22 protein-coding genes and 2 pseudogenes are annotated in these 24,232 nt (G+C 66.2%); 12 read left to right on the forward strand and 12 right to left on the reverse strand.

Features of this window, described 5'->3' with window-relative positions; genetic code table 11:
• Positions 1 to 190 precede the first annotated feature (190 nt).
• Positions 191 to 2,308: an acyl-CoA dehydrogenase family protein gene (locus ACNO8X_RS06355; RefSeq protein WP_418004608.1), complete on the forward strand. Its 2,118-nt coding sequence runs from the start codon at positions 191 to 193 to the stop codon at positions 2,306 to 2,308.
• Here ACNO8X_RS06355 and ACNO8X_RS06360 read toward each other — a convergent pair.
• Entirely contained in the window at positions 2,305 to 3,195 is an 891-nt protein-coding gene (locus ACNO8X_RS06360; RefSeq protein WP_418004609.1) for a helix-turn-helix transcriptional regulator, read from the reverse strand. The two genes, ACNO8X_RS06355 and ACNO8X_RS06360, sit on opposite strands and share 4 nt — an antisense overlap.
• A 171-nt stretch (positions 3,196 to 3,366) precedes the next feature.
• On the opposite strand from ACNO8X_RS06360, the gene ACNO8X_RS06365 reads away from it, so the two are divergent.
• On the forward strand, positions 3,367 to 4,704 hold the full coding sequence (locus ACNO8X_RS06365; protein ID WP_418004610.1) for a hypothetical protein: 1,338 nt from the start codon (positions 3,367 to 3,369) through the stop codon (positions 4,702 to 4,704).
• Positions 4,705 to 4,779: 75 nt separating this feature from the next.
• Here ACNO8X_RS06365 and ACNO8X_RS06370 read toward each other — a convergent pair whose 3' ends face one another.
• The gene (locus ACNO8X_RS06370) at positions 4,780 to 5,634 is read right to left on the reverse strand and encodes a LysR substrate-binding domain-containing protein (protein ID WP_418004611.1); all 855 of its coding nucleotides are present in this window, start codon (positions 5,632 to 5,634) and stop codon (positions 4,780 to 4,782) included.
• Positions 5,635 to 5,705: 71 nt separating this feature from the next.
• Here ACNO8X_RS06370 and ACNO8X_RS06375 point away from each other — a divergent pair, with 71 nt between their 5' ends.
• A complete protein-coding gene (locus tag ACNO8X_RS06375; RefSeq protein WP_418004612.1) occupies positions 5,706 to 6,710 on the forward strand; it encodes a bile acid:sodium symporter family protein in 1,005 nt (334 codons plus the stop codon).
• A 10-nt stretch (positions 6,711 to 6,720) separates the two neighbouring features.
• Here the strand turns inward: ACNO8X_RS06375 and ACNO8X_RS06380 are convergent, their stop codons facing one another.
• Positions 6,721 to 7,338: a TetR/AcrR family transcriptional regulator gene (locus tag ACNO8X_RS06380; protein ID WP_418004613.1), complete on the reverse strand. Its 618-nt coding sequence runs from the start codon at positions 7,336 to 7,338 to the stop codon at positions 6,721 to 6,723.
• Positions 7,339 to 7,421: 83 nt separating this feature from the next.
• On the opposite strand from ACNO8X_RS06380, the gene ACNO8X_RS06385 reads away from it, so the two are divergent.
• Positions 7,422 to 7,898 (forward strand): hypothetical protein, encoded by a 477-nt coding sequence (locus tag ACNO8X_RS06385; RefSeq protein WP_418004614.1) that lies wholly within the window; start codon positions 7,422 to 7,424, stop codon positions 7,896 to 7,898.
• Between the two features lies 1 nt (position 7,899).
• Here ACNO8X_RS06385 and ACNO8X_RS06390 read toward each other — a convergent pair whose 3' ends face one another.
• The 3 genes from ACNO8X_RS06390 to ACNO8X_RS06400 form a co-directional block, all read right to left on the reverse strand.
• Positions 7,900 to 8,889, reverse strand: coding sequence for an IS481 family transposase (locus tag ACNO8X_RS06390; protein WP_418002682.1), 990 nt, complete (start codon positions 8,887 to 8,889; stop codon positions 7,900 to 7,902).
• Positions 8,890 to 9,050: 161 nt separating this feature from the next.
• Positions 9,051 to 9,623: a hypothetical protein gene (locus tag ACNO8X_RS06395; protein ID WP_418004615.1), complete on the reverse strand. Its 573-nt coding sequence runs from the start codon at positions 9,621 to 9,623 to the stop codon at positions 9,051 to 9,053.
• 22 nt (positions 9,624 to 9,645) lie between these two features.
• A complete protein-coding gene (locus tag ACNO8X_RS06400; RefSeq protein ID WP_418005799.1) occupies positions 9,646 to 10,707 on the reverse strand; it encodes a 2Fe-2S iron-sulfur cluster-binding protein in 1,062 nt (353 codons plus the stop codon).
• 154 nt (positions 10,708 to 10,861) lie between these two features.
• On the opposite strand from ACNO8X_RS06400, the gene hsaA reads away from it, so the two are divergent.
• The 4 genes from hsaA to ACNO8X_RS06420 are packed head-to-tail and all read left to right on the forward strand — an operon-like array spanning position 10,862 to position 14,890.
• Entirely contained in the window at positions 10,862 to 12,052 is a 1,191-nt protein-coding gene (gene hsaA / locus ACNO8X_RS06405; RefSeq protein WP_133763993.1) for a 3-hydroxy-9,10-secoandrosta-1,3,5(10)-triene-9,17-dione monooxygenase oxygenase subunit, read from the forward strand.
• 15 nt (positions 12,053 to 12,067) lie between these two features.
• Complete coding sequence (gene hsaC / locus ACNO8X_RS06410) at positions 12,068 to 12,970, forward strand: iron-dependent extradiol dioxygenase HsaC (RefSeq protein ID WP_418004616.1); 903 nt, start codon at positions 12,068 to 12,070, stop codon at positions 12,968 to 12,970.
• Between the two features lie 11 nt (positions 12,971 to 12,981).
• On the forward strand, positions 12,982 to 13,551 hold the full coding sequence (gene hsaB / locus ACNO8X_RS06415) for a 3-hydroxy-9,10-secoandrosta-1,3,5(10)-triene-9,17-dione monooxygenase reductase subunit (protein ID WP_418004617.1): 570 nt from the start codon (positions 12,982 to 12,984) through the stop codon (positions 13,549 to 13,551).
• A gap of 7 nt (positions 13,552 to 13,558) precedes the next feature.
• The gene (locus ACNO8X_RS06420) at positions 13,559 to 14,890 is read left to right on the forward strand and encodes an MFS transporter (protein ID WP_418004618.1); all 1,332 of its coding nucleotides are present in this window, start codon (positions 13,559 to 13,561) and stop codon (positions 14,888 to 14,890) included.
• A gap of 1 nt (position 14,891) precedes the next feature.
• Here ACNO8X_RS06420 and ACNO8X_RS06425 read toward each other — a convergent pair whose 3' ends face one another.
• The 6 genes and pseudogenes from ACNO8X_RS06425 to ACNO8X_RS06450 all read right to left on the reverse strand — a co-directional run.
• The gene (locus ACNO8X_RS06425) at positions 14,892 to 15,707 is read right to left on the reverse strand and encodes a hypothetical protein (RefSeq protein WP_418004619.1); all 816 of its coding nucleotides are present in this window, start codon (positions 15,705 to 15,707) and stop codon (positions 14,892 to 14,894) included.
• A 78-nt stretch (positions 15,708 to 15,785) separates the two neighbouring features.
• Positions 15,786 to 16,952, reverse strand: coding sequence for a pyridoxal phosphate-dependent aminotransferase (locus tag ACNO8X_RS06430; RefSeq protein ID WP_418004620.1), 1,167 nt, complete (start codon positions 16,950 to 16,952; stop codon positions 15,786 to 15,788).
• Positions 16,953 to 16,977: 25 nt separating this feature from the next.
• A complete protein-coding gene (locus ACNO8X_RS06435) occupies positions 16,978 to 17,916 on the reverse strand; it encodes an acyl-CoA dehydrogenase family protein (RefSeq protein WP_418004621.1) in 939 nt (312 codons plus the stop codon).
• A 2-nt stretch (positions 17,917 to 17,918) separates the two neighbouring features.
• Positions 17,919 to 18,884, reverse strand: coding sequence for an acyl-CoA dehydrogenase family protein (locus ACNO8X_RS06440; protein ID WP_418004622.1), 966 nt, complete (start codon positions 18,882 to 18,884; stop codon positions 17,919 to 17,921).
• Positions 18,885 to 18,899: 15 nt separating this feature from the next.
• Entirely contained in the window at positions 18,900 to 20,024 is a 1,125-nt protein-coding gene (locus ACNO8X_RS06445) for an acyl-CoA dehydrogenase family protein (protein ID WP_418004623.1), read from the reverse strand.
• Positions 20,025 to 20,174, reverse strand: a pseudogene (locus ACNO8X_RS06450) (hypothetical protein); the annotation flags it as partial.
• A 90-nt stretch (positions 20,175 to 20,264) separates the two neighbouring features.
• Here ACNO8X_RS06450 and ipdE1 point away from each other — a divergent pair.
• The 4 genes and pseudogenes from ipdE1 to ipdF (ACNO8X_RS06470) all read left to right on the forward strand — a co-directional run.
• Positions 20,265 to 21,413 (forward strand): acyl-CoA dehydrogenase IpdE1, encoded by a 1,149-nt coding sequence (gene ipdE1, locus ACNO8X_RS06455; RefSeq protein WP_418004624.1) that lies wholly within the window; start codon positions 20,265 to 20,267, stop codon positions 21,411 to 21,413.
• Positions 21,413 to 22,201, forward strand: a complete 789-nt coding sequence (gene ipdF / locus ACNO8X_RS06460) for a (5R,7aS)-5-hydroxy-7a-methyl-1-oxo-2,3,5,6,7,7a-hexahydro-1H-indene-carboxyl-CoA reductase (RefSeq protein ID WP_418004625.1) — start codon at positions 21,413 to 21,415, stop codon at positions 22,199 to 22,201. The genes ipdE1 and ipdF (ACNO8X_RS06460) overlap by 1 nt, the downstream gene beginning before the upstream one ends.
• Positions 22,202 to 22,265: 64 nt before the next feature.
• On the forward strand, positions 22,266 to 23,507 hold the full coding sequence (locus ACNO8X_RS06465; protein WP_418004626.1) for a CaiB/BaiF CoA transferase family protein: 1,242 nt from the start codon (positions 22,266 to 22,268) through the stop codon (positions 23,505 to 23,507).
• Between the two features lie 159 nt (positions 23,508 to 23,666).
• Positions 23,667 to 24,164, forward strand: a pseudogene (ipdF, locus tag ACNO8X_RS06470) ((5R,7aS)-5-hydroxy-7a-methyl-1-oxo-2,3,5,6,7,7a-hexahydro-1H-indene-carboxyl-CoA reductase); the annotation flags it as partial.
• Positions 24,165 to 24,232 lie beyond the last annotated feature (68 nt).

Genomic DNA, 24,232 nt, shown 5'->3' on the forward strand with positions numbered 1-24,232 from the left:
GGTCAGCTCCTTCGGGTAGCGCATTGGGTGAAAACGATACGCAAAGTGTGCGGTAATTTCCCACCTCCAGGCGCCCCGGGACACCCAAGTGTCCTGCTGTAATGGCGATCGACTTGACGTCTGATTGCTGTCACCATTAGAACACGTTCTAGTGAGAAGCGTGTTCTTCTCGCCCAAACGCTAGGAGCGCATGGTGTCCATCACTTCCACAACTATCGACTCTGAGCGGGCCGAGGTCCGCGAAATGGTCCGTAGCTGGGCTGTCGCGTCGGGTTCCATTGATGCGGTCCGGGCTATGGAAGGCGCGGCGGGGGATTCCGGAGCTTCCTGGCGTGGCCCGTACAACGGTCTGGTCGAACTAGGGACCTTCGGCGTCGCGGTGTCCGAAGACCTCGGCGGCGCCGGTGGATCGATCGCGGACCTGTGCGTGATGGTCGATGAAGCCGCCGCCGCACTCGTGCCCGGTCCGGTGGCCACGACCGCTCTGGCAACCCTGGTGATCACCGACGCCGCGCTGCTGGAGGCGCTGGCCTCCGGGCAGCGCACCGCCGGCCTGGCCCTGAGCTCCGACATCGCCTTCGACGGCCAGTCCGCGACCGGCACCGCCAAGTTCGTGCTGGGCGCCCTGCCCGACGGCCTGCTGATCCTGCCCGCCGGCGACGTCTGGCTACTGGTCGACGCCACCGCGCCCGGCGTCACCGTCACGCCGCTCGCGGCCACCGATTTCTCCCGCCCGCTGGCCCGGGTCGAGCTGGACGGCGCTGCGGCGACCGTCATCGACGCGCCGGTGGCCGACCTGGCCGTGACCGTGCTGGCCGCCGAGGCCGCCGGTCTGGCCCGCTGGCAGCTGCAGACGGCTGCCGACTACGCCAAGGTGCGTGAGCAGTTCGGCAAGCCGATCGGCAGCTTCCAGGCGGTCAAGCACATGTGCGCCGAGATGCTGCTGCGCTCGCAGCAGGTCGCGGTCGCCGCGAGCGACGTCGCCGAGGCCGCTATCGACGGTGATGCCACGCAGCTGTCCATCGCCGCGGCGGTGGCCGCCGCGGCCGCCATCGACGCCGCGAAACACAATGGGCGCGACTGCATTCAGGTGCTCGGCGGCATCGGCTTCACCTGGGAGCACGACGCGCACCTGTACCTGCGGCGCTCGTACGCCACCGCGCAGATCCTCGGCGGCCACAGCACCTGGCTGCGCCGGGTGGCCGCGCTGACCCGCTCGGGGCTGCGCCGCCAGCTGCACGTCGACACCGGCGAAGCAGAGTTGACCCGTCCCGAGATCGCCGCCGCGGTGGCCCAGATCGCCGCGCTGCCCGTCGAGAAGCACCAGGCCGCGCTGGCCGAGGCCGGACTGATGGCGCCGCACTGGCCCACGCCGTACGGTCGCGCCGCGTCGCCGGGCGAGCAGCTGGTGATCGATGACGAGCTCAGCGCCGCAAGCGTTGTGCGTCCGGACATTTCGATCGGCTGGTGGGCCGCGCCGACCATCCTGGGTCACGGCACTCCCGAACAGATCGACCGCTTCATCCCCGGCACCCTGACCGGTGACGTGTACTGGTGCCAGCTGTTCAGCGAGCCCGGCGCCGGCTCGGACCTGGCGGCGCTGCGGACCAAGGCCGTCAAGGTCGACGGCGGTTGGAAGCTGACCGGCCAGAAGGTGTGGACCTCCAACGCGCACCGCGCCAACTGGGGAATCTGCCTGGCGCGCACCAACCCTGACGCGCCGAAGCACAAGGGCATCACCTACTTCGTCGTCGACATGAGCTCGCCCGGCATCGATATCCGTCCGCTGCGCGAGATCACCGGCGAGGCGCTGTTCAACGAGGTGTTCCTGGACGACCTGTTCGTGCCGGACGACTGCGTGATCGGCCCCGTCGACGGCGGCTGGGCGCTGGCCCGCACCACGCTCGCCAACGAGCGCGTAGCCATGGCGGCCGGTGGCGCGCTGGACAAGGGCATGGAGCACTTGCTGGACGTGCTCGGCGACCGCGAGCTGGACGCCGCCGACGCGGAACGCCTTGGCGCACTGATCGCCCAGGCCCAGGTTGGTTCGCTGCTGGATCAGCTGACGGCGCAGATGGCCGTCGGCGGCCACGACCCGGGTGCCCCGTCGAGCGTGCGCAAGCTGATCGGTGTGCGCTACCGCCAGGCCCTGGCCGAGACGATCATGGATGCCCAGGACGGTGCGGGTATCGAGGATTCGCCGGACGTCCGGTACTTCCTGAACACCCGCTGCCTGTCGATTGCCGGTGGCACCGAGCAGATTCTGCTGACCGTGGCCGGCGAGCGCCTGCTTGGTCTGCCGCGCTAGCGGCCCCTACGGAAGTCTCGCGGGGTCAGGCCGACGCGCTGTCGGAATGTCGTGGCGAAGTGGTTGGGTGTCGAAAACCCAACCGCGGCACTGATTTCGGTGATCGACAGCCGCGTCGAGGACAGTAGCGTCTTCGCGCGGTCGATGCGGCGGTCGAGCAGGAACTGGTACGGCGTCGTGTGAAACGCGGCCCGGAACGCCTTGATGAACGTTGCCACCGACATCTGGGCAAGGCGCGCAAGCGATTCCAGATTGATGTCGGATTCCAGGCTGCCTTCCAGGAACTCGATGATCGACGCCCGCGCTGACGGGGGCAGGGCGTCGCGCTCGGTATCCGGCGGTGGCGCGACCGTGTAGGTGTCGCGGATCAGCAATCGCAGTGTCTCGCCGGCGGAATCGAGCAGCAGCCGGGCCACCGCGTCGTCGCGGCCCGCGACGCTGCGCATCTTGGTCACCAACGCCAGCATCAGTGGATCGTGATGCTTGCGTCGGGGCACGTGCACGACCTCGCCCAGTGCGTTCTCGGGTATCGAGATTTCACAGAAGCCCGAGATGTCGCCCGTGACCACCGACGTGCAGCGCACGCCCGCAGGCACCACCCAGGTATCGCCGATGCGCGGCAGCGTGCGGTCAGTCGGGCCCCAGTCCAGGTTGGTCTCCATCGATCGGAGTTCACCGTGCCGGTGGATGTAGATGAGGTGTCGACTCGAATCGTGGCAACACCAGTCGGCGGGGCGTTCGATCCGCTCGGTGGCGAACCGCAGCGACATACCGCGACTGTCGACGGACCTCTCGCCCACCACGATGCGTGGCGTCATGGGGCGGTCGTCATTCCATGGCTTGAGGGCCATGTAGAACCTCCGGGTGTCCAGCTTGGCCACGATCATGCGCTCTGGTCTGCGGGCTCGTGACGGCTTTCTCCGAACATCCTGTGAGAAATCTGCAAACACGTCAATAGAAATTAGAACTTGTTGCAGATTTCGAATGTTTGTTTTCGGCTTGGCAACTACCGTCTGCGCGGCCAGAAGTGCTGACACCTCAGAGTCCAAGGAGAACGAATGGCATTCGAGCTGCGCCGATATTCGACGGCGGGAATCGCAGTCGCGACCGCCGGCGTCATCGCCATCAGTCCGGTGGCGGTCGCGCCACCGGAACTTCAGCTACCGGCGCCGACGAGCATCGTGGCGACCCGGACCGTGGACCTGACCGCGTTCGTCAACCCGCTCGCGGTGTGGGGAGATGTGCTGACCACGACCGTCACCGACATCGGGAAACTGGGGCAGACGTTCGCCGCCGACCCGTTCCCCCTCGCGAAACAGGTGATCGCCAACCAGGTCCGCTACGCGAACCAGCTCCTGACGATCGGTCAGGGAATGGGCAAGGGCCTGGTCAACTGGGCCAATACGGTCCCTGATTCCTTGCGGACGATGGCCCAGCAGCTGGCTGCCGGTCAGGTCTCCGATGCGGTGATGTCGGGTTGGGGCATCTTCGTGAACGGGGTTGTTGGCGTCATGTTCCCGGCTCTGGGGCTCGACATCCCGCAGCAGGTCACGCAGAACATCGCCAACGTGGTCAAGGCGCTCACCCCGGTTGTCGTGCAGGTGGGGTTTGCGGTGCTGAACACTATGTATCAGAGCACGGACGCATTCGCCCATATCGCGCAGAACTTCGTCGACGCGGCCAAGGTCGGGGATATCGCCACTGCCGCAAGCGAATTGATCAACGCTCCGGCAAACCTGCTCGGGGCTGTCCTGAACGGGTACGGCGAGGGAAGCAAGGGCGTGTACGGCGTCTTCGGGTCGTCCGGGGTCGTCGCCGCTGTCATGCAGGGTTTCAAGACCATCGCCGACGCCATCAAGCCGCCTGCCACCACTCCGCCGCTCGCGGCGACCACGGAAGGCCCGGCAGCTGTGCCGGCCTCGGTCACCAAGGCTCTGGCCCCGGCGACCACGGCGGCGACCACCGCTGCGGTGGAGGCAGGTGCGACGGTGAAGGAAGCTCCGACTCCGGCCAAGGTCAAAGCGTCTGTGGCCAAGGAGGATCCGATGCCTGCAACCCCGGTTGTGACCGAGGCTCCGGAAACGCAGCCGGTGAAGGTCACGGAGCCGAAGAAGGTCGACACGTCCACCCCCGCTGCGGAACCGGTGTCAGCCGAACCGGCCAAGGTCGAGACCACCAAACCGGTTCACCAGGACAGCACCAAGTCCGAACCCGGTGCCAAGCCGGCGGGCGCAACCTCGTCGGACTCCGATTCGGCAGGCAAGACGGACAAGCCGGCTAAGAAGGCCGAGAAGGCCGAGAAAGCACAGAAGGCGCCGAAGACCCCGAAGGTCGCGAAGACCGGTAAGCAGGGGAAGACGGCGTCGTCGACACTTCAGGCGGCCAACGCCGGCTGATCGGGGGCGAGATCGGCGAAATGGTTGCGAAAGCCGTTCGGTCAGCGACCATTTCGTCGATCTCGGCCGAGTTCTTCAGCGCCGCATGCGATGTGCGCCGGCGACGATGGCGTCGTGCAGCGCGACCTCGGCTTCGGACGGCGTGCTGCGGCGGTGCAGCAGGACGAATTCCAGATGGCCGAGATTCGGCAGTCGGCTGTCGGTGAGCGGTTGAAGCCCTGGCGGCAGAACCGATTCGGAATGGGCGATGATGCCGAGTCCGGCAAGTGTCGCGGCCTGCAGGCCGAGCAGGCTGTCGCTGACGCAGGCGATCCGCCAGCTGCGGCGCTCACGTTCCAGTTCACGTAGTGCGACGTGCCGGGTCAGGCTCGGCGGTGGGTAGGTCACGATCGGTACCGGGTCGGTGATGTCGGTCAGGCCGGGCCGGCCGGCCCACACGAGGCGGTCTCGCCACAGCAGTTCGCCGTGTTGCTCGCCGGGCAGCCGCTTGGCCACCATGAGGTCCAATTCGCCTGCGGCCATTCGGGTTTTGAGGTTCTCGCTCAGGCCCACCACCAGCTCCAGGTCGACGCCGGGATAGGACCGCCTGAACTCGACCAGCACGTCGGAGAGCATCCGGCCGACCAGATCGTCGGAGGCGCCGAGCCGGATCAGGCCCGTGGGTTGCGATTCGGAGAAATAGCGGTCGGCTTTGGCTTGTGCGTCCAGGATGTCGTGCGCGAAGCCCACCATCGCCGCGCCGTCGGCGGTGAGTGCCAGATTGCGGGTGTCGCGCCGGAACAGCTCGCGGCCGACGGCCTGCTCCAGCCGTGCGATGTGGCCGCTCACTGTTGATTGACGGAGCCCCAGCAGGTGGCCGGCGGCAGTGAATCCGCCGGCGCGGTCGACTGCGAGGAAGGTGCGAAGCAGTTCGGGGTCGAACACATTCATCACGATATCCGGTTAGAGATATCAGATCTATCGTCTGGCGCTATGAGTTGGCAGGGCAGTACGTTCTTCCCGTGAACCTGCTCGCCAAGCTCCGCATCGACGGCTTCCTGCTCGGGCTGTTCGCGGCGATGGCCATCGGTGTGCTGCTGCCGGCCCGTGGTGACGCAGGTCAGGCAGTCGAGACGGCGACCAAGGTCGCGATCGCCGTGCTGTTCCTGCTGTACGGCACTCGCCTGCACCCGCGTGAGGCGCTCGAGGGGCTGAAGCACTGGCGGCTGCACACCACGGTGCTGGCCGCGACCTTTGTCCTGTTCCCGCTGCTCGGGCTGGCGATGAAGCTGCTGGTGCCGTCGGTGCTGACCGACGAGCTCTACACCGGCATGCTGTATCTGTGCCTGCTGCCGTCCACGGTGCAGTCGTCCATCGCATTCACCTCGATCGCCCGTGGCAACGTCGCGGCGGCTGTCGTGAGCGCATCGGCCTCGAACTTGCTGGGCATCTTTCTCACCCCGCTGTTGGTGACCCTGCTGATGCAGACCACCGGCGCTGACACGGTGTCGGCGAACTCCGTCCTGGAGATCGTCGTGCAGCTGTTGCTGCCGTTCCTCGCCGGTCAGCTGCTGCGGTCCAAGCTGCACCGGGTGCTGTCTCACACCACCCTCACCAAGGTCGTCGACCGCGGTTCGGTCTACCTCGTCGTGTACGCGGCGTTCAGTGCCGGTATGGCCGAACACATCTGGACGGGAATGAAGGTCACCAATGTGCTCGCGGTGATTGCCGTCAGCGTGGTGTTGCTTGCGGTGGTGCTCGGCATCACCGCGGGGGTGGCGCGGTTGTTGAAGTTCGACCGCGCCGACCGCATCGTGATCATCTTCTGCGGATCGAAGAAGAGTCTCGCGACCGGGTTGCCGATGGCCACCGTGCTGTTCGCCGGACACCCGGTGGGCCTGATTGTGTTGCCGCTGATGATCTTCCATCAGATTCAGCTCATCACCTGCGCGACGTTGGCCGCTCGGTGGGGACGTCAGGCCGATGCCGCGGCAGCGGAACGGGACCTCGCGGCGGCGCGGAGCTGAACCGAATTCGTCAGTCGCCCCGCAGATGTGCGGCGAGCATCGCGACGATCGAATCCTCCAACTGCTGTGCGTCGGCGGGCTGCGCGCAGGCAATGAGCCGGTGGGTCAGCGACTCGATGGTCGCGACCGTCATCCGGGCCGCGAATTTCAGATCGGGGACCCGAACCTCGGGATGTCGGGCGAGCAGAGCGTATGCGGCCGCCACCGCGGTTTCTTCGGCATCGCGCAGCCGGGCCAGAAGCGCGGGTGACCGGGGTGCCTCCGCGAACAACACCTGGTGCAGATGCGGATCGTCCCGGTGGTTGTCGATGGTCGCGCGCGTGAACAGCCGCAGTTGGTCCTCGAGCGCGGACGGCAACCCCGCCGCCGCCCGTGTCGTCAGCAGTGCCGCCCCGGCATCGATGTGGGCATCGGTGAGCGCGGCCAGGATCGCGTCCTTGTTTGGAAAGTATTGGTAGAGCGAGCCGATCGAGATGTTCGCGGCCTCGGCAATGCGATTGGTGGTGCCGCCGCGGTAGCCGAACTCGGCGAAAACGCGAGCAGCCGCATCGAGGATTCGTTGCCGGGTCTCGGCAGATCGTTGTTGTTTCGGCTGCTTGCGGGCGCGAAACCGATCCGGTGGTGCCACGGTCACCTCCGCGCGGAAAGCGAGTAGTCACCGGCTTCTCACCGGCTGATGATTAGGTGACCCTAACTCAAAGGAGCGTCATCGTGAAGACGGTGTACATCGAGTCCGAGCTGGCCGCCGACCTGGATCGGGTATGGCGTGACATGCAGCTGCCGGCGACCTTCCTGTACCTGTGCCGAGGTCTGTTCGGGGTCCCGGTGCTCGCCTGCCGCACCGAACCTCTACACGCGGGGGAGCGCGGGACCGGCTGGCTCATGGCATTTCACGTGCTGCCCGCCTACCGGCACACCATCGAAGTGCTGTCGGTCGACGAGGCCACACACACCATTCGCACCCATGAGTACGGCGGGCGGATCAGGTCGTGGAATCACACTCTGCACGCCGAGTCGATCGGCCCGGGGCGGTGCCGGTACGCCGACACCATCGACATCGATGCCGGGTGGTTCACCGGTGTGGTCGCGCTGGGCGCAGCCGGCATCTTCCGCTACCGGCATCGCCGGTGGCACAAGCTGATTCGGTCTCAGACGACGGTCAGGCTCGAGTCTGACCGTCGAACGTGAACTAGCTGTACTGACCTGAGAGGTTAGGTACGCGGCTGGCGGGTGGTTGACCGCCCAGTGCGGTGTGGCCGCGGTGGTGATTGTAGGTGTGTAGCCATCGGGGGTACTCGGCGCAGCGTTCGGCGTCGCTGGTGTAGAGCCGGGCGTAGGCCCATTCATCGGCCAAGGTGCGGTGAAATCTCTCCACCTTGCCGTTGGTCTGGGGCCGGTAGGGACGTGTTCGGCGGTGTTCGATGGCCCCGAGTGCGTCACGGAACGCGTGAGATCGATAGCAGGATCCGTTGTCGGTCAACACCTTCGACACCGTGAACCCGCATTGGTTAAACCATGCGTTGGCCCGGGCCCAGAACGCTGACGCTGTCTCTTTGCGCTCGTCGGCCAGGAGCTCGGAGTAGGCCAGCCGTGAGTAGGCATCGATCGCGGTGTGCAGGAAGTGATGGCCCTTGATCGGGTGACCGTGCTTGCTGACGCGTCCGGAACTCTTATCGGCGCGCGTGTTGTGATTGCCTGCGGTTCGGCCCAGCATCCGCCAGCCCCCGCCGGCAGGAATTTTGCCCAGCTTCTTGACGTCAACATGCACCAGTTCGCCGGGTCGCGCGGCGTGAATTCTGCGGATCACCGTGCCGGTGGGCCGGTCGAGCCAACGCAATCTGGCCACCCCGTAACGGGTTAGCACCCGGTGCACGGTCGAGGGATGAATTCCCAGCAGATAGCCGATTCGTGCTGGCCCCCAACGCCGGATGACCCGCACTTTGATGATCCGGCGCTCGGTACGAGTCGGTGTCTGGTTGGGGCTTCGCTGTGGACGTGAACTGCGATCGACCATGCCGGCTGGGCCCTGCTCGCGGTAGCGACCCGCCCAACGCGCCGCTGTGGTGACCGCGACTTGGAATCGCTCGGCTGCGCGGCGCAGCGACCAGCCGTCCTCGACGACACAACGGGCCAAGCGCAGACGACCAGTTTCCGACAGCGGAGCATTACGGTGGGACACGAAGACCTCCGAGATTGAGTTGGTGCGTTCCTAGACAGCTCGCACTTCACTCGGAGGTCTTCTTCATGTCACCACGCCACGCCGTACCTAACGTCCGTGGTCAGTACAACTAGATGCCGAAGAAATCGCGAAAGTCCGCGATCTACTTCACTTTCGGCGACTCAGAAATGAGTGGTGGCGCAGGCCGTCGGCGTGGTGAGGTTTACCCCGGGGTAGGTGACCTGAATGTCCGCGCAGGCAATGAAATTGGACTCGGTGTTCGGCCTGCCGGTCCGGACGTCGAGCGGCAGGGAGGTGCCGTCGACCGCGAACTCCTCGAACGTGCCGCCGCCGTTGAAGGTGACCGAAACCAAAGCGCTGTTCTGCGACTTGAGCTGTCGCGAGTTCACCGGTCCGTTCCACGAGCCACGGTTGATGGGCGGCGCGCCGGTCGGTGCGCTGTACGACACGTCCTGGTACACGTTCCGGTTGGCGCTGCGCAGCGTGATGTTCTCGCGAGCCCAGGTATTCGGCGGCAGCGGAACCGGATTGCCGCCGACCACCAGGTTCGTGGCGGTGTTGAAGGTGCACGCACCTCCCGAGCACTGCGCGGTCACGTGAATCTGAATCTTGGTGCCCTCATCGACCGGCACGAAGGCGTCGGCCGAATTGACTGCGGCAGCAGCCGTCACGGGGGACATCAACGCCGTCGCGGTCAGCGCAGCGGCCGCACTTGCTGCAGTAAGCCGGTTCACAGTCAAGAAAGTAATCCGTTCGCTACTCGTCGTAGGTGACTTCGACGGAATCCGTCTTGGGCACCGCTTGGCAACCGAGGATGAGGCCCTCTTCGAGGTCGGACGGCTCCAACACGTCGTTGATCGCCATGTCGACGTCGCCCTTCTTCATCAGCACCGCACACGCTCCGCAGTGCCCCTCGCGGCAGGAGAACGGTGCGTCCAGTCCCTTGTCGAGCAGCACGTCGAGCAGTACGGCATTGCGCGGCCAACGCAGCTCGTGCGTCTCGCCGTCGAGCGTGACGATCGCGGTGGCCGGGCCCTCATCGCTGTCATCTTCGGCGAGCACGACAGCTGCGAATGGGTCGGAGTCCAGTGACTGGAACACCTCGAGATGGACATTGCTCTTGTCGGCGCCGGATTTGAGCAGCGCTTCCTCGGTGGCGGCCATGAACGGCGCCGGGCCACAGATGAAGGCCTCGCGCGTGACGTAGGGCGCCAGCTGGGTGGCCAGGATGGTCGGGTTGGGCAGCCCCTGCACCGACTCCAGCCAATGCACGACGGACAGCCGGTCGGGGTACAGCGAGGTCAGCTCGCGCAGCGCCTTGCCGAAGATCACCGAGTTCTCATTGCGGTTGGCGTAGAACAGCGTCACCTTGCCGGTGCCCTCGGACAGTGCGGACTTGAGGATCGACAGCATCGGGGTGATGCCGCTACCGCCGGCCAGCAGCAGGAAGTCGGCGTCCAGGTTCTTGGGGACGAAGGTGCCGGACGGCGCCAGCACGTGCATCCGCATGCCGACGTGCGCGTTGTCGCACAGCCAGTTCGACGCGTAGCCGTCGGCGGTGCGTTTGACCGCGACGGTCAGCGCCTGGTCGGCGTACGGCGAGCTGCACAGCGAGTAGCAGCGGGCCACGGATCCGGTGCGGGTGCTGGGGACGCGCAGGGTCAGGAATTGACCGGGGGAGTACTTCAGCCGGTCTGCCGGGATGTCGCTGCCGTCAGGCGTCTTGAACACCAACACGCGTGCGTCGGCGGTCTCTGCGACGACGTCGGCCACCACAAGTTCCAGCACGTGGCTGCCCAGCGGCTCGTCCACAACAATCACCCTTCTCTCAAGCCAGCCCACGGTCAGTAACTAGAACAGGTTATAGAAGCGCACTTTTGCGGGTCTACCTGCTGTAGAAGAGCCGTGCTCGACACAAATCGTAACGTGTTCTAATCTTCTGTCTAGATGACCACTCCCCGGGAGGCAATCCGTGACGTCAATTGAACAACGCGACGTGCAGGCCGTGCTGGCCGGTATCGACGACCTGTTGCCGGTGCTGCGCGAGCGCGCACAGCTGACCGAAGACCTGCGCCAGGTGCCGCAGGAGTCTATCGACAGTCTGAACGACATCGGCTTCTTCAAGCTGCTCCAGCCCGCCCAGTGGGACGGCCTGGAGGCTGATCCCACTCAGTTCTACGAGGCGGTCCGCCGCATCGCCAGCGCCTGCGGTTCGACCGGTTGGGTCGCGTCGATCATCGGCGTGCACAACTGGCACCTCGCGCTGTTCGATCAGCAGGCCCAGGAAGATGTCTGGGGCGACGACTCGACCGTCCGCATCTCGTCGTCGTACGCGCCGATGGGTGCTGGTGTCGTGACCGAGACCGGTGACGGCTACATCGTCAACGGCGCCTGGAACTGGTCCTCGGGTTCGGAGCACGCCACCTGGGCGTTCCTCGGCGGTCCGGTGATCAAGGACGGCCGACCGGTCGACTTCGGCAGCTTCCTGATCCCGCGCACCGAGTACACCATCGACGACGTGTGGAACGTGGTCGGCCTGCGTGGCACCGGTAGCAACACGGTCGTCGTCAAGGACGTCTTCGTGCCGCGCCACCGCTTCCTGTCGTACAAGTCGATGAACGACGGCACCGCCGGCGGCTACCAGACCAACACCGCCCCGGTCTACAAGATGCCGTGGGGCACCGTGCACCCCACCACCATCTCGGCGCCGATCGTCGGTATGGCCTACGGCGCCTACGACGCGCACGTCGAGCACCAGGGCAAGCGCGTCCGTGCGGCGTTCGCCGGTGAGAAGTCCAAGGACGACCCGTTCGCCAAGGTCCGCATCGCCGAGGCCGCCAGCGACATCGACGCCGCGTGGCGTCAGCTGATCGGCAACGTCGCGGACGAGTACGCCCTGCTGGTCGCCGGCAAGGAGATCCCGTTCGAGCTGCGGGCCCGCGCCCGTCGCGACCAGGTGCGCGCCACCGGCCGCGCCATCGCGTCCGTCGACCGGCTCTTCGAGGCGGCCGGCGCCACCGCGCTGGCCAACGGCACTCCGCTGCAGCGCTTCTGGCGTGACGCCCATGCCGGTCGGGTGCACGCCGCCAACGAGCCCGAGCGGGCCTACCTGATCTTCGGCAACAACGAATTCGGTCTGCCGCCCGCAGACACCATGGTCTAAGGGGATATTCGGTCAATGACTGTGATCAAGGCCCTCGGCTACATGCGCATCGAGGCCACCGACATGGCGGCCTGGCGCGAGTTCGGGCTCAAGGTGCTCGGCATGATGGAGGGCGAGGGCACCAACCCTGACGCTCTCTACCTGCGGATGGACGACGTCGCGGCTCGCCTGGTGATCGTGCCGGGCGAGAAGGACCGGCTGCTGGCCTCGGGCTGGGAGGTCGCCGATGCGCCTGCCCTCGAGCAGCTGAAGGAAACCCTGACCGCGAATGGTGTCGCCTTCTCCGAGGGCACCAAGGACGAGTTGCTCGACCGCAAGGTCGAGGGCATGATCAGCTTCCAGGATCCCGCCGGCAACACCCTCGAGGTGTTCTACGGCATCCAGTACCTGGGTCGTCGTTTCGTCAGCCCCTACGGCCACAAGTTCGTCACTGCTGAGCAGGGCCTCGGCCACGTCGTCCTGACCTGCAACGACGATGCCGCGGCTCAGGCGTTCTACCAGAACGTCCTGGGCTTCCGGCTGCGTGACTCGATGCGGCTGCCGCCGCAGCTCGCGGGCCGCCCGGCCGATGGCGACCCGGTGTGGCTGCGCTTCTACGGCTGCAACCCGCGTCACCACGCGCTGGCGTTCATGCCCATGCCCAACCCGACGGGCATCGTGCACCTGATGGTCGAGGTGGAGAACTCCGACGACGTCGGCCTCTGCCTGGACCGCGCCAACCGCAAGAAGGTCAAGATGTCGGCCACCCTCGGCCGGCACATCAACGACAAGATGCTGTCCTTCTACATGAAGACGCCGGGTGGCTTCGACATGGAATTCGGTTGTGAGGGACTCGAAGTCGAGGACGAGAGCTGGATCGCCCGCGAGAGCGTCGGCATCAGCTTGTGGGGCCACGACTTCAGCGTCGGGTTCAAGTAGGCTCGCGCGGCATGACCGAGACACCGCAGATCGACCCCCGCACATTCCGAAATGTGCTCGGGCAGTTCTGTACCGGCATCACCGTCATCACCACCGTGCATGACGGTGTGCCGGTCGGTTTCGCCTGCCAGTCGTTCGCGGCGCTGTCGCTGGATCCGCCGCTGGTCCTGTTCTGCCCGACGAAGCACTCGCGGGCCTGGAAGGCCATCGAGGCCAGCGGCAAGTTCTGCGTCAACATGCTGCACGAGAACCAGCAGCACGTGTCGGCGCAGTTCGGTTCCCGGGCCGAGGACAAGTTCGCCGGAATCGGTTGGAGCCCTTCGGAATTGGGTTCCCCGGTGCTCGACGGCACGCTCGCGCACATCGACTGTGAAGTGCACTCCGTACACGACGGTGGTGACCACTTCGTGGTGTTCGGCGCGGTGCAGTCGATGTCTGAGCCCCCGGCCGTCAAGCCCCGTCCGCTGCTGTTCTACCGCGGCGAGTACACCGGCATCGAGCCGGACAAGAACACCCCGGCGCAATGGCGCGATGATTTGGAAGCGTTCTTGACCACGACAACCGAGGACACCTGGCTATAGTCGCGCCATGAGCGCGCCGATCCGGTCCGGATTGCGTCGGGTTGTCCTGGCCTCCATGGCCGGCACCGTCGTGGAGTGGTACGAGTTCTTCCTGTACGGCACCGCTGCCACGATCGTGTTCAGCAAGGTGTTCTTCGGCCAGAGCGGCAGCGATCTCGACGCGATCTTCGCGGCGTTCGTTACCTACGCGGTGGGCTTCGTCGCGCGCCCGCTCGGCGGTGTCGTGTTCGGTCACTTCGGTGACAAGTTCGGCCGCAAGACGCTGCTGCAGTTCTCACTGCTGCTGGTCGGTTCGGCCACCTTCCTGATGGGCTGCCTGCCGACCTTTGGGCAGATCGGTTATTGGGCGCCGACCATGCTGGTGGTGCTGCGGTTCATCCAGGGCTTCGCGGTCGGTGGTGAATGGGGCGGCGCGGTGCTCCTGGTCGCCGAGCACAGTCCCGCGCAGAGCCGGGGATTCTGGTCCAGCTGGCCGCAGGCCGGGGTGCCGGTGGGCAATATCCTGGCGACCGTCGTGCTGCTGACTCTGACCGGAACGCTGCCCGAATCGGAGTTCCTGTCCTGGGGCTGGCGGGTGGCGTTCTGGCTGTCGGCGGTGGTGGTGCTGGTCGGCTACTACATCCGGACCAAGGTGACCGATGCGCCGATTTTCGTTGCGGCGCAACAGGAAGTCGAGGCGTTCAAGGCATCGTCGTTGAGCGTGGTGGAGGTGCTCCGGTACTACCCGGGCAAGGTGCTGACCGCCATGGGTCTGCGGTTCGCCGAGAACATCATGTACTACCTGGTGGTCACGTTCTCGATCACCTATCTGAAAGTGCATGCGGGCGTGAGCACTTCGTTGATCCTGTGGTACCTGCTGGTGGCCCACGCGGCGCACCTGGTGGCAATCCCGTTGGTGGGAAAGCTCTCCGACCGCATCGGCCGCCGGCCTGTGTACTTGATCGGGACACTACTCACTGCGGTCTGGGGCTTCGTCGCGTTCCCGATGATGGACAGCAAGCACTACTTCGTCATCATGAGCGCGATCACCGCGGGCCTGGTGGCACACGCCTTCATGTATGCGCCGCAACCCGCGTTGATGTCCGAGATGTTCCCGACCCGGATGCGCTATTCCGGTGTGTCCCTTGGCTATCAGGTGACGGCAATCTTCGCCGGTTCACTCGCACCGATCATCGCGGTGCGGCTGTTGAAGGACTTCCACTCGTCGGTGCCGATCGCGCTGTATCTGGCGGGGGCCTGCGTGGTGACGCTGGTCGCGCTGGCGTTCGCCAAGGAGACCAAGGGCATCGACCTGGCGGACGTGGATCGCGCCGACAGCGAGCGAGCGGTGGTCGGGTGAGCTAGGACCCGTCCTGCATCGCGGCTTCCCACAGCCCGCGCCCGAGTTCCGACAGTCGCAGCGCAAGCTTCTCAACGCGCGCCGGGAAGGGGCCGCGCGAGGCGTCCTTGATGGCCTTCAGCACCATCGATTCCGCGCTGAGGATTTCGTAGTCGGCCTTCAGATCCGGATCCTCGGGGACGGTCTCGACCAACCCGAGCGCCAGCAGGTGACTGACGTACTGCGGCACCATCAGGGGCAGGGCGACATTGGCGGTGCGGCCGATGAGGCACGCGTTCTCCAGCGTCGCGACACTGCGGTTCCGGGGGTAGATGTTCACCAGCGGTGACGACTCGTTGTCGGACAGCGCGCCGACGATGCGGGCCTCGTCGGCCACCAGCTGATCGAGCAGTCGGTGATAGAGCTCGGTCTTACCGTCGGAAGTGCTCTGATCGAGGGCACGGTCGAGCAGGCCGCCGAGCTTGCCGTGCAGTGACTGGGTGGCGGGCTGCTTTTGCTGCTTTTGCGGCGCCGGCGCCGGGTCGCGGTCCGGCGACATCTCGATGGCCTCGACGGTGGTCTTGGTCGCGATCGCAATCTGCTCGCCGCCCCAGGCCGCCAGCTTGAAACCGAACTTCGCGACGCCGAGGGCGCGGTTGGCCAGGCCGAGCGGATCGAATCGCTTCGGGATCGCCAAACCACCGCGCGGCGTCGAGATCGCGATGGCGATCTCCCCGATGGGCGTGGACAGCTTGATGCCGTGCCGTTCTAGGCCCTCGCGGTTCACCGGTAAGTCGTCAGTAACTTCCGGTTCTGGGTTGTCGGTTTCCTGGGACATTGCGGACCGATGGTACCGGGCGGCCGTCTGATCTCGGTGGTTGTGTGGCAAACGCCTCAGCGGCCGGCAACAGGCACGTCAGTACGCGGCGAGCCAGGGACCCAGGCGGCGCAGCGCTTCTTCGATGTCGGACTTCGGTCCGGCGAACGACAACCGCACGAACGAGCCGCCGTGCTGAGTGTCGAAGTCGACGCCCGGTGCGATCGCCAGACCGGTGTCGGCCAGGAGCTTCTCGCAGAACGCGAGCGAGTCCGTCGAGTACTTCGAGATGTCGGCGTACACGTAGAACGCACCGTCGGCCGGCGCCAGTTTGTCGAGACCCACCTCAGCGAGCCCGGCGAGCAGCAGCGCCCGATTCTCCGCGTAGTGGTGCACCAGGGCGTCGGCCTCGGCGATGGCCTCCGGCGTGAACGCCGCGACGGCGGCGTACTGCGGCAGCGTCGGTGGGCAGATGGAGAAGTTGCCGGTCAGGCAGTCGACGGCCCGGCGCAGCGGCTCGGGTACCAGCAGCCACCCCAGCCGCCAGCCGGTCATGGCGAAGTACTTCGAAAAACTGTTCACCACAATGGCGTTGCGCGAGGTCTCCCAGGCGCAGCTGGTCGCGGGCGCGTCGTCGTAGATGAGGCCGTGGTAGAGCTCGTCGCTGATCAACTGCACGGAGTTGTCGTCGCACCAGGTGGCGATGGCAGCCAGATCCTTGGCCGGCAGCACGGTGCCCGTCGGGTTGTTGGGGCTGGCGATGATCAGTCCCTTAACCGGCGGGTCCAGCTGCTCCAACATGGAAATGTTTGGGTGGAAACGGGTTTCGGGGCCGCAGGGTACCTCGACGACCTCACAGCCCAAGGCCGACAGGATGTTTCGGTAGCAGGGATAGCCCGGGCTGGCCACCGCGACGCGGTCGCCGACGTCGAAGCACGACAGGAACGCCAGCAGGAAGCCGCCGGTGGACCCGGTGGTGATGACGACCGCGTCCGGTTCCACCTCGACGCCGTACCGGTCGAGGTACGACTTGGCGATCGCCTCGCGCAGCTCCGGAATGCCCAGGGCGACGGTGTATCCGAGGTTGTCGTTGGCCAGCGCTTCGGCGGCAGCGGCCCGGATGGGCGCCGGTGCCTGTGCGGCGGGTTGTCCCGCCGACAGGTTCACCAGGTCACCGTGACTGCGCTGGCGCTCGGCCGCGGCCAGCCACACGTCCATGACATAGAACGGTGGGATGCCCGCGCGCAGCGCTACCGGATTGGTCATGCTTCGACGTTAAAGCAGGACCACGTCAGAGCAGAACTTCGGCTTCGAGGCGACGCAGGTGCTCCCGTGACGACCCGAGCAGCTGGGCACTGCCGTGCGCGCGCTTGAAGTAGAACTGGATGTCGCTTTCCCAGGTGATGGCGATGCCGCCGTGCATCTGGATCGCCTCGCCGGCAACGGCATTGAACGCCTCCGTGGCCATGTAGCGGGCCAGCGACGCGTTCGTGGGCGTCGGGTCGGCGATGGCGTCGTTGACGATCGACCGGGCGGCCGACACCTTGACATACAGGTCCGACATGCGGTGCTTGAGCGCCTGGAAGCTGCCGATCGGGCGGCCGAACTGCACGCGATCCTTGGAGTAGGCCACGGTCAGGTCCAGGCAGCGGCTCGCGGCAGCCACCTGCTCGACGGCCATCAGGATGGCCGCGGTGTCCGCCAGGCCGGGGTCGGCACCGAGGGCAGCGGTCCTGCCGGGCGACACGGCGGCGAGCCGGCGGGTCGGGTCCATCGCGGTGGCCGGCGTGACGGTGTTGTCGGTCCAGCGGGTCAGCTGGCCGTCCTGCGCGGCGATCACCACGTCGGCGATGGCGCCGTTGATGACGTAGCCGGCGTCGAAAACGACTGTGCCGATGGACGTTCCCTCGGCCAGGCCCTCCAGCGGCTCTTCCTCGCCGACGGCGAGCAGGGCCAGTTCGGCCAGCGTGGTGCCGAGCAGCGGTGTCGGGACCAGGTTCTTGGCCAGCTCCTCGAGCACGACTGCGGCGTCGCCCAATTCGCCACCGGCACCGCCGAGGTCCTCGGGCACGACCAGCGCCGCGGCGCCGACCTGCTCGCACAGCATCTGCCAGAGCTTCTCGTCGTAGCCCTTCTCGGACTCGATGGCTGCGCGGACGGCCTCAGGGCCGGCGTGCTTCTCGACCAGCGCCGCGACGGTGGCGCGCAGCATCTCCCGTTCTTCGCTCATACTCATAGCCCTTCCAGTACGCGGGTCCGGTGCCACGCCGAGTCGCCCCACGCCGAGCGCAGCGCCTGGGTGCGCAGCAGCAACAGGGACAGGTCGTGTTCCTGGGTGAAACCGATGGCGCCGTGGGTCTGCAGCGACGAGCGCGCGGCCAGCAGTGCGGCCTCGTTGGCGGCCACCTTGGCGGCGCTCACGTCGCGGGCCAGGGTCGGCGAGCCGTCTGCCAGGGCCAGGGCAGCGCTGTAGACCAGCGGACGGGCCAGCTCGACGGCGATGTGCACGTCGGCCAGCTTGTGCTTGATGGCCTGGTAAGTGCCGATCACGGTGCCGAACTGCGTGCGCTGCTTGGCGTACTCGACAGCCATGTCGAGCATCGCCTGACCGGCACCGACCAGCTGCGCGGCGGTGGCAAGCGCACCGAACTCGAAAGCCTTTGCGGTGTCGGCCGGTTGGGCCTCGCCGGTGGCGGTCACGTCGAACAGGTGGCGGGCCGGGTCGACGGACTGGTGCTCGGTACAGATGGTCGCGTCCTGCACCTGCCCTTCTGAGGCCAGCAGGATCAGCCCGGCGGTGTCGGCGTCGACGGCCCGCGGGGCCAGCGGGGGCTGGGCCACCGTGGCGATGAGCTCACCGGACGCCAGCCCTTCCGAACGCTTGTCCGACGCCAGCAGCACCGGGGCGACCGCAATGGATTCGGTGACCGGACCGGGCACGGCCCAGTAGCCCAGACGCTCAAGGGCGACAACCAGATCCACCGGATGCGCGCCGATGCCGTCGAATTCCTCCGGCACGTTCAGTGCGGTGACGCCGAGATCGGCCAGGGTTGACCAGACCTTGCGGCCGGGCGCGGCGTCGGCGGCCTTCTCGACCCCGCCCCATGCGCGCACCGCGGCGGGGACATCGGCGGCACCCAACGCGGCATCGATGCTCGCTGCGAAATCGCGCTGCGATTCGTCCAATTCAAAGAACACGTCTCTGTTTCTCTCTTATTTGCGGGGCAGGCCCAGCAGGCGCTCGGCGATGATGTTGCGCTGAATTTCGTTGGTACCGGCGTAGATCGGGCCGCCCAGGGCGAACAGCAATCCTTCGGTCCAGTGGTCGTACAGCTCGGCGTCGGCGCCGCGCAGATCGAGCGCGGTCTGGTGCAGCGCGACGTCCAGCTCGGACCAGAACACCTTGGTCACCGAGGACTCGGCGCCCAGTTCGCCACCATTGGCGAGCCGGGTGACGGTGCCGAAGGTGTGCAGACGATAGGCCTGGGCCTTGATCCAGGCGTCGGCGACGCGCTCGGCGTAGGCCGGGTTCTGGTCGACCTTCCATTGCGCGACAAGGCGTTCGGCCGGCGCGACGAAGCGGGCCGGGCTGCGCAGCGACATGCCGCGCTCGTTGCTCGAGGTGCTCATGGCGGCGGTCCAGCCGTTGTGCACCTGACCGATGACGTCCTCGTCGGGGACGAACACGTCGTCGAGGAAGATCTCACCGAAGCCGGTCTCACCGCCCAGCTGGGCGATCGGGCGAACCGTGATGCCCTCGGCCTTCAGGTCGAACATGAAGTAGGTGAGACCCTTGTGCCGCTGGGCTTCCGGGTCGGAGCGGAACAGGCCGAAGCCGCGCTCGCCGAACGGAGCGCGTGAGCTCCAGATCTTCTGGCCGTTGAGCTTCCAGCCGCCCTCGACCTTGGTCGCGGTCGAGCGCAGGGAGGCCAGGTCGCTGCCGGACTCGGGCTCGGACCAGGCCTGCGCCCAGATCTCTTCGCCGGAGGCCATTTTCGGCAGGACCCGCTGCATCTGCTCCGGGGTGCCGTGCGCGAACAGCGTCGGCGCCAGCATCGCGGTGCCGTTGGCGGAGGCCCGGCCGGGAGCGCCGGACTTGAAGTACTCCTCCTCGTACACGACCCACTGCAGCATGGTGGCGTCGCGGCCGCCGTACTCCTTGGGCCACGCGATGACCGACAGGCCAGCGTCGAACAGCACCTTGTCCCAGACCCGGTGCTGCTCGAAGCCTTCGCGGATGTCGTAGGACTTGGTGGGGAACTTGTCCCTGTTGGACGCCAAGAAGTCGCGGACCTCGGCCCGGAATTCCTCGGTTTCGTCGTCGAATGTCAGATCCATTTACCGACTCGTCTCTCCGTTTGTCTTTCCCGTCGCTTCGCTCGCCCTGAGCAGCGGTTTGACCACTTTGCCCCCAGGGTTACGTGGCAGCGTCTCGAGGAACGCCACCGACCGCGGCGTCTTGAAGTTGGCCAAATGCTCTTTGGTGTAGGTCTGCCGACCGGGCTGCTGGGTGCCGTCGGACCCACTCATCGGAACTCCCTCTAACAAAGCAAGTGCTTGGTAGGTTAGCCTATAAGGGTGATAGAGGTCCAGACGTTCCGGGCTGAGGTCCGGCAATGGCTCGCAGACAATCTCGTCGGTGAATTCGCAGCTCTCAAGGGCCTGGGTGGCCCCGGTCGTGAGCACGAGGCTTATGAAGAACGACGTGCGTGGAACCAGCATCTGGCTGCGGCGGGGCTGACCTGCCTGGGCTGGCCGGAGGAGCATGGTGGCCGCGGCCTGTCGGTCGCGCACCGCGTCGCCTTCTATGAGGAGTACGCCAAGGCGGACGCCCCGGACAAGGTCAACCACCTCGGTGAGGAACTGCTCGGGCCGACGCTCATCGCGTACGGCACTGAAGAGCAGAAGAAGCGCTTCCTGCCGAACATCCTCAACGTCACCGAGCTGTGGGCCCAGGGTTACTCCGAGCCCGGCGCCGGTAGCGACCTGGCCAACGTCTCGACGTCGGCTGAACTGGTCGGCGACGAATGGGTGATCAACGGCCAGAAGGTGTGGACCTCACTGGCGCACTGGGCGCAGTGGTGCTTCGTGGTGGCCCGCTCCGAGAAGGGCTCCAAGCGCCACCACGGCCTGTCGTATCTGTTGGTGCCGCTGGACCAGCCGGGCGTCGAGATCCGTCCGATCGTTCAGCTGACCGGTGACTCCGAGTTCAACGAGGTGTTCTTCGACGACGCCCGTACCGACGCGTCGCTGGTGGTCGGTGAGCCCGGGCAGGGCTGGGGCGTGGCGATGGCCACCCTCACCTTCGAGCGTGGTGTTTCGACGCTGGGCCAGCAGATCCGTTACAAGCGTGAGCTTGAGGGCCTGATCGACGTGGCCAAGCGCACCGGCGCCATCGAGGATCCGCTGGTCCGTCTGAAGCTGACCGAGTCCTGGACCGGCCTGCAGGCCATGCGGTCCTACGCGATGGCGACCATGGACGTCGAGCAGCCTGGCCAGGACAACGTGTCAAAGCTGTTGTGGGCCAACTGGCATCGTGAACTCGGCGAGATCGCCATGGAGATTCAGGGCATGGCCGGGCTGACGCTGCCCGGTGGCGAGTTCGACGAGTGGCAGCGCCTGTTCCTGTTCTCGCGTTCGGACACCATCTACGGCGGGTCGAACGAAATTCAGCGCAACATCATTGCCGAGCGGGTGCTCGGCCTACCCCGAGAGGCTAAGGGCTGATGGACCTTTCTGTAGCTCCCAACGAGATTGAGGGCCACGGCCTGCTCAAGGGCAAGGTTGTTCTGGTGACTGCCGCCGCCGGTACAGGCATCGGTTCGTCGACCGCGCGTCGTGCGCTTCTCGAAGGTGCCGACGTTGTGGTGTCGGACTATCACGAGCGGCGCTTGAATGAGACCCGTGATCAGCTGGCCGCACTCGGTCTGGGCAAGGTCGAGGCCGTCGTCTGCGACGTCACCTCCACCGAGGCTGTCGATGCCATGATCGCCGCGGCCGTCGAGAAGATGGGCCGTCTGGACGTTTTGGTGAACAACGCCGGCCTGGGCGGCGAGACACCGCTGGTCGACATGACCGACGACGAGTGGGACCGTGTCCTGAACGTCACGCTGAACTCGGTGATGCGGGCGACCCGGGCGGCGCTGCGGTACTTCCGCGGCGTCGAGCACGGTGGTGTGATCGTCAACAACGCGAGCGTCCTGGGCTGGCGCGCGCAGCACTCGCAGTCGCACTACGCCGCGGCCAAGGCCGGGGTGATGGCGCTGACCCGGTGCAGCGCAATCGAAGCCGTCGAGTACGGGGTGCGGATCAACGCCGTCTCCCCGAGCATCGCGCGGCATAAGTTCCTGGAGAAGTCGGCCGATGCCGCGCTGCTGGACCGGCTGTCCTCCGACGAGGCATTCGGCCGTGCCGCCGAGCCGTGGGAAATCGCCACCACCATCGCGTATTTGGCCAGTGACTACTCCAGTTACCTGACCGGTGAGATCATTTCGGTTTCCAGCCAGCGCGCGTAGTTTTCATCCGGCCGCGAGGTTCGGATATATGCACTTGCCCGCCCAATTGGAGTAGCAGGAGATCATGAGCACGACACAGCTTGCCCTGGAGGGTATCCGGGTCATCGACATGACCCGCGTCTTCGCCGGCCCGATCAGCGCGCAGATACTGGGCGACCTCGGCGCTGACGTCATCAAGGTGGAGCGACCGGGCAGCGGTGACGAAGGGCGCGGTTACGGTCTTGCCTCGGTCGAGGGCAAGGATGGCAAGGACCTTCGCCAGTCCGGCTTCTTCACCGCGTCGAACCGCAACAAGCGGTCGATCACGGTCAACCACTCCAAGCCGGAGGGGCAGGACATCCTGCGTGCCCTGGTCAAGACCGCGGACATCCTGATCGAGAATTACAAGGTCGGCGACCTCAAGCGGTTCGGGCTGGACTACGAGAGCCTGAAGGCGATCAATCCCCGCCTCATCTACTGCTCGATCACCGGCTTTGGCCAGACTGGGCCGATGGCGGCCCGCGCGGGCTACGACGGGTTGTTCCAGGCGAGCGGCGGCATGATGGCCGTGACCGGCATCCCCGAAGGCCAGCCCGGCGCCGGGCCGGTGAAGGCCGGTCCCAGCCTGGTCGATTTCGTGACCGGCCACAACAGCGCCATCGCGATCCTCGCCGCGCTGAACCATCGCAACAGCACGGGCGAGGGCCAGCACATCGACATGGCGCTGCTTGACAGTTCCGTGGCGATGATCTGCCACATCATGCAGGACTATCTGATCAACGGCGTCCAGGCGGAGCGTCTGGGCAATGGCGGCAACGGCGGCGGACCCGCCGACCTCATCCATGCGCGCGACGGCATGACGTACATTACGGCCGGCAGCGACGCCCACTGGCGGCGCATGTCGGAGTTGATGGGCCGGCCCGAGCTCTACGCCGACCCGCGCTTCGACACCAACGCCAAGCGGGCCAAGATCAATCGCGCGGAGTTGATCGACATCATCAACGTGTGGAGCCGGCAGTTCACGACGGAGGAGCTTCAGGCGAAGTTCGACAGCGTGGGCATCCCGGCCGCGCGCTATAACGATCTAGCAGAGGTCTGGGATGATCCGCAGGTGCTGCACCGGGGCCTGCGCGCCACGACTCCGCACATGTGGGCCGCCGCCGGATCGGTCGACCTGATCGGCAGCCCGCTGGCGGGCATGGGCGCGACGCCTGCGACGATCCGCCTCGCGCCGCCGCTGATCGGCGAGCACACCGCGGAGGTACTGGGCGAACTGGGCTATGACGCGGCGCGGATCGCGAGCTTGCAGGAGCAGGCGATCATCTGATCGAGAGGGTCCGCCAGCAGGTCAGGCTCGCGAGGTCGCGATCCAGCCACACATGAAAATGCCCGCCTAGTTGCGACAAGATCGTCGCATCCATTTCAAATCGTGCTGCGCGCAATCATAAGGCTCGAATCGAAGTGCCCGACGCTTTGCGCACCCCATCTATGCGTTTTGGTGAACAACGCCGGCCTCGGTGGCGAGACACCGCTGGTCGACATGACCGACGACGAGTGGGACCGTGTCCTGAACGTCACGCTGAACTCGGTGATGCGGGCGACCCGGGCGGCGCTGCGGTACTTCCGCGGCGTCGAGCACGGTGGTGTGATCGTCAACAACGCGAGCGTCCTGGGCTGGCGCGCGCAGCACTCGCAGTCGCACTACGCCGCGGCCAAGGCCGGGGTGATGGCGCTGACCCGGTGCAGCGCAATCGAAGCCGTCGAGTACGGGGTGCGGATCAACGCCGTCTCGCCGAGCATCGCGCGGCATAAGTTCCTGGAGAAGTCGGCTGATGCCGCGCTGCTGGACAGGCTGTCCTCGGATGAGGCGTTCGGCCGTGCCGCCGAGCCGTGGGAAATCGCCACCACCATCGCGTATTTGGCCAGTGACTACTCCAGTTACCTGACCGGTGAGATCATTTCGGTGTCGAGCCAGCGCGCGTAGGTCCTGCTGTCCCGCCGAACGTGAGGAAGATTGCGAGATTTCGGCGATTTTTCGCCATCAAACTCACG

Origin of the sequence: Mycobacterium sp. PDNC021, assembly GCF_048282635.1 — a bacterium.
GTDB lineage: Bacteria > Actinomycetota > Actinomycetes > Mycobacteriales > Mycobacteriaceae > Mycobacterium > Mycobacterium llatzerense.

Bases quoted from the DNA above. Each gene is read 5' to 3' on its own strand.
- ACNO8X_RS06445 (WP_418004623.1), bottom strand. From the start codon at position 20,024: ATGGATCTGACATTCGACGACGAAACCGAGGAATTCCGGGCCGAGGTC.
- ACNO8X_RS06465 (WP_418004626.1), top strand. From the start codon at position 22,266: ATGAGCACGACACAGCTTGCCCTGGAGGGTATCCGGGTCATCGACATG.
- ACNO8X_RS06430 (WP_418004620.1), bottom strand. From the start codon at position 16,952: ATGACCAATCCGGTAGCGCTGCGCGCGGGCATCCCACCGTTCTATGTC.
- hsaB (WP_418004617.1), top strand. From the start codon at position 12,982: ATGACCGAGACACCGCAGATCGACCCCCGCACATTCCGAAATGTGCTC.
- ACNO8X_RS06435 (WP_418004621.1), bottom strand. From the start codon at position 17,916: ATGAGCGAAGAACGGGAGATGCTGCGCGCCACCGTCGCGGCGCTGGTC.
- ACNO8X_RS06360 (WP_418004609.1), bottom strand. From the start codon at position 3,195: ATGATCGTGGCCAAGCTGGACACCCGGAGGTTCTACATGGCCCTCAAG.
- ACNO8X_RS06420 (WP_418004618.1), top strand. From the start codon at position 13,559: ATGAGCGCGCCGATCCGGTCCGGATTGCGTCGGGTTGTCCTGGCCTCC.
- ACNO8X_RS06365 (WP_418004610.1), top strand. From the start codon at position 3,367: ATGGCATTCGAGCTGCGCCGATATTCGACGGCGGGAATCGCAGTCGCG.
- ACNO8X_RS06425 (WP_418004619.1), bottom strand. From the start codon at position 15,707: ATGTCCCAGGAAACCGACAACCCAGAACCGGAAGTTACTGACGACTTA.
- hsaC (WP_418004616.1), top strand. From the start codon at position 12,068: ATGACTGTGATCAAGGCCCTCGGCTACATGCGCATCGAGGCCACCGAC.
- ACNO8X_RS06355 (WP_418004608.1), top strand. From the start codon at position 191: ATGGTGTCCATCACTTCCACAACTATCGACTCTGAGCGGGCCGAGGTC.
- ipdF (WP_418004625.1), top strand. From the start codon at position 21,413: ATGGACCTTTCTGTAGCTCCCAACGAGATTGAGGGCCACGGCCTGCTC.
- ACNO8X_RS06370 (WP_418004611.1), bottom strand. From the start codon at position 5,634: ATGAATGTGTTCGACCCCGAACTGCTTCGCACCTTCCTCGCAGTCGAC.